Origin of the sequence: Psychrobacter sp. GW64-MNA-CIBAN-0177, assembly GCF_040309585.1 — a bacterium.
Taxonomy (GTDB): domain Bacteria; phylum Pseudomonadota; class Gammaproteobacteria; order Pseudomonadales; family Moraxellaceae; genus Psychrobacter; species Psychrobacter okhotskensis.
On the sequence record NZ_JBEOOY010000662.1, the window covers coordinates 1 to 230 of the forward strand.

General features: G+C 47.4%; 1 protein-coding gene. It reads right to left on the minus strand.

Going from position 1 to position 230, the window contains the following annotated elements:
- Positions 1–230 (minus strand): DNA translocase FtsK (locus AAEY79_RS16615; protein WP_352289921.1); only part of this gene is annotated, 230 nt, incomplete at both ends.

A 230-nucleotide genomic window follows, 5' to 3' on the forward strand; every position in this document is an offset into this window, starting at 1 on the left:
GGTAAGGATATCGGTGGTAATGCCATCAGTAATGATGGCATTACCACCGATATCCTTACCCATCGCCATACTGATTTGGGCTTTCGGGTCGTGGAACTTTTCGGTATTTAATAGCTCAATCAAACGCACCATCTCGCGCTTTTTATTGGGCACTTCGATACCGATATAGGGCTTGCCCGGTATGACTTCGACCACACGCAAAGATGCCATTGATAGCGAACGCGCCAAAT